Raw genomic sequence first — 3513 nt, 5'->3', positions numbered from 1 at the left:
TGTGCCGCTTTGTTAATTTCTATAACACTGTGAAGCCGCACCGCAGTTTGAACGGCGATACGCCGTTTGAGGTCTTGCAGGCTTCATTCTCAACCTGTGGTGTAAACAACGCAACGTTTTCCTACAGATGACTTTTATAGGCAATCTGTCCGCGTACCATGTATTCGGTTATTTTTGACGGAAATGTATCAGAGTCCCTTTTTAATTGATTAGTTCATCCAAAGTTAAGTTATTTTTGATTTTTATAGCAAAATAAAAATGGTTTTATCTTGTATTGTTTTCCTTTTTGGCGTGACAGAGTTAATCTCGCGAAGCTAAAAAGGAGGGAGATTCTAACACAGTATGTCTTTAGCATTCCCCATTTAAATAAATTTACAAAATATACAAAATAAATATCTATAAATGTTTTTAAGTTCATAGAAAAATCAATAAAATTCGATATTTTCAATGTGTATTTTTACAACATAATTGCGCATTATATACCGATTATCTTAAAATGCTACCGTTTGTTTGCAAAATTTAGTATTTTATTATTGCTTTCTCCATCTAAAAACCAATAAAAAAAGGCCGTCTGAAAAAATATTTCAGACGGCCTTTTTTTATTACATGCGTTCTATTTAACAAACTTCGACCAACCAGCCGTGTTTGTCTTCTGCTAAACCGTATTGAATGTCGGTAATCGCCTTACGGATTGCGTAACCGCGCTCTTGGCTCTTCACTTCGATTTCTTTGCCATCAATCACGAAAGAAGTTACCGGAGAAATGACCGCAGCCGTACCGGTCAGAATTGCCTCGGCACCATTTTCTACAGCTGCTTTCAGCTCATCGACGGTAAAGTTGCGTTCGGTAACGATGTAGCCCAAATCTTTGGCAACTGTCAGTACGGAATCGCGGGTAACGCCGTGCAGGAATTCGTCTGTCAACGGTTTGGTAATGATTTCATCGCCGTTAATCAAGATGAAGTTAGACGCACCGGTTTCCTGAACATCGCCATTCGGGCAGAACAATACTTGGTTTGCACCGTACTCTGCTTTGGCTTTCAATACCCAAGGCATGGCGGAAGCGTAGTTGCCACCGCATTTCACACGACCCATATGTGGGGCGCAACGGATATGTTCGGTTTCCACCAAGATTTTAACGGGCGAACCAGCTTTGAAATAGTCGCCGACAGGAGAAGCCAGAATGTACAGCAAAGCAGTTTCAGAAGGAGAGCCGGCTTTACCGATCACAGGATCGGTACCGATCAAAGTCGGACGCAGGTACAACGCTGCTGGCGCATCAGGAATTTCTTCGGCAGAGCGTTTGACCAATTCAATCAAAGCATCCAAATAAGCCTCAGTTTCAGGGCGCGGCAGGTGCAAAATATCCGCACTTTGCTGCATGCGCGCGATATTGGCAGTCGGGCGGAACATCACGATTTTGCCGTTTGCCTGACGGAATGCCTTCAAGCCCTCAAAACATTCGCTGCCGTAATGCAAGGCATGCGCGCCGGGGGCGATTGTCAGGTCTTTGGAAGATTGCCATTCTACCGGCTGCCATTTACCTTCACGATAAGCGATAACGGGCATTTCAGCGTGAAAAACGCTGCCGAATACGGCTGGAACTGGTCTGCTCATGATGATTGCCTTTCTTATTCTGATGTGCAAAATAAATTAATTAAAGACTGAACAATACGCCTTTCAATATAGGTTTGACAAGTACCCGTCAGCATAAAAACACCGTCCCCCTTGCCGTCTGAAACATGCCGTCCTATCCGAAATCCGGCAAATCGTTTAAACTGATACCATTTTTCAGACGGCCTGCCCCAACCGCAGCCAACCCGGAGCAACCCATGAAACTCATCTATACCATCATCAAAATCCTGATTCTCCTTGTTTTCCTCCTGCTGGCCATCACCAATACCCACACTGTATCCTTCTTCTACCTGCCCGGCCAAAACATCAATCTGCCGCTGATTGTCGTGCTTTTCAGTGCATTTATTATCGGTATCGTGTTCGGTATGTTTGCCCTCTTCGGCCGTCTGCTGTCCCTGCGTAGCGAAAACAACCGCCTGCGCGCCGAAGTGAAAAAACACGCCCACCTTTCCGAAAAAGACCTGACTCCGGTCAAAACCGAAACACCGGCAACAACTTCCGAAGCCACTCCCAAAGCGTAACGCCACCAACCAATAAAGGAATACCATGGACAACGAATTGTGGGTCATCTTACTGCCCATCGTCCTCCTCCCTGTTTTCTTCGCTATGGGCTGGTTTGCCGCGCGTGTCGATATGAAGACCGTCCTGAAACAGGCCAAAAGCATACCGGCAGGCTTTTACAAAAGCCTTGACGCCCTCGTTGACCGCAACAGCGGTCGCGCCGCGCGCGAATTGGCGGAAGTGATCGACCAACAGCCGCAGTCATACGACCTGAACCTGACCCTGGGCAAACTCTACCGCCAACGCGGCGAAAACGACAAAGCCATCAATATGCACCGCGCCCTGCTCGATTCGCCCGACACAGTCAACGAAAAACGCGCGCGCGTGCTTTTTGAATTGGCGCAAAACTACCAAAGCGCAGGCTTGGTAGACCGTGCCGAACAAATCTTCCTCGGTTTGCGGGAAGGCGATATGGCACGCGAAGCCCGCCAACACCTTTTGAGTATCTACCAACAAGACCGCGACTGGGAAAAAGCCATCGAAATGGCGCAGCTCTTGAGCCATGACGAACAAACCTACCAGTTTGAAATCGCCCAGTTTTATTGCGAAATCGCCCAAGCCGCGCTGTTCAAATCCAACTTCGACACCGCACGCTACAACATCGGCAAAGCACTCGAAGCCAACAAAAAATGTACGCGCGCCAACATCATTCTCGGCGACATTGAATACCGTCAGGGCAACTTCCCTGCCGCAGTGGAAGCGTATTCCGCCATCGAGCAGCAAAACCACGCCTATTTGAGCATGGTCGGCGAGAAACTCTATGAAGCCTATGCCGCTCAAGGCAAACAGGAAGAAGGCCTCAACCGCCTCATCGGCTATATGCAAACCTTCCCCGATCTTGACCTGATCAACGTCATCTACGAGAAGGCCCTGCTGCTCAAAGGCGAAACAGAAGCGGCGCAAATCGCTGTCGAACTCGTCCGCCAAAAACCCGACCTCAACGGCGTGTACCGCCTGCTTGGCTTGAAACTCAGCAGTATGAATCCGGAGTGGAAAGCCGATACCGATATGATTCGTTCCATTATCGGCCGCCAGCTGCAAAAAAGCGTTATGTACCGCTGCCGCAACTGCCACTTCAAATCCCAAGTCTTCTTCTGGCACTGCCCTGCCTGCAACAAATGGCAAACCTTTACGCCGAATAAAATCGAGATTTAATAAAGCGTTAAGCATCAAAAAAGGCCGTCTGAAATCTTTGAACTGCACCCCAAAAGTTGGACATCCCCTCCAACTCACAAGGTGCAGTTTTTTTATGAGCAAATATACATTACACTTCAAATACCAAGCCGTACTCCACTACCTGCATATACGCAGCCAACAG

The 3513-nt window shown here is 47.6% G+C and carries 3 protein-coding genes and 2 pseudogenes; 4 read left to right on the top strand and 1 reads right to left on the bottom strand.

Going from position 1 to position 3513, the window contains the following annotated elements; all coding sequences use genetic code 11:
* Positions 1-131 (top strand): annotated as a pseudogene (locus ACTHTQ_RS11195) (IS481 family transposase); the annotation flags it as partial.
* Positions 132-617: 486 nt separating this feature from the next.
* Here ACTHTQ_RS11195 and ilvE read toward each other — a convergent pair.
* Positions 618-1616, bottom strand: a complete 999-nt coding sequence (gene ilvE / locus ACTHTQ_RS11190) for a branched-chain-amino-acid transaminase (RefSeq protein WP_440363960.1) — start codon at positions 1614-1616, stop codon at positions 618-620.
* 215 nt (positions 1617-1831) lie between these two features.
* Here ilvE and ACTHTQ_RS11185 point away from each other — a divergent pair, with 215 nt between their 5' ends.
* The 3 genes and pseudogenes from ACTHTQ_RS11185 to ACTHTQ_RS11175 form a co-directional block, all read left to right on the top strand.
* Complete coding sequence (locus ACTHTQ_RS11185; protein ID WP_070632924.1) at positions 1832-2155, top strand: LapA family protein; 324 nt, start codon at positions 1832-1834, stop codon at positions 2153-2155.
* A gap of 25 nt (positions 2156-2180) precedes the next feature.
* Positions 2181-3350: a lipopolysaccharide assembly protein LapB gene (lapB, locus tag ACTHTQ_RS11180; RefSeq protein ID WP_440363959.1), complete on the top strand. Its 1170-nt coding sequence runs from the start codon at positions 2181-2183 to the stop codon at positions 3348-3350.
* 37 nt (positions 3351-3387) lie between these two features.
* A pseudogene (locus ACTHTQ_RS11175) lies at positions 3388-3513 on the top strand (helix-turn-helix domain-containing protein); the annotation flags it as partial.

Source organism: Neisseria sp. P0020.S003 (genome assembly GCF_051957095.1).
In the GTDB taxonomy this organism is placed as follows: domain Bacteria; phylum Pseudomonadota; class Gammaproteobacteria; order Burkholderiales; family Neisseriaceae; genus Neisseria; species Neisseria subflava.
This window is presented reverse-complemented; position numbering and strand designations above follow the sequence as displayed.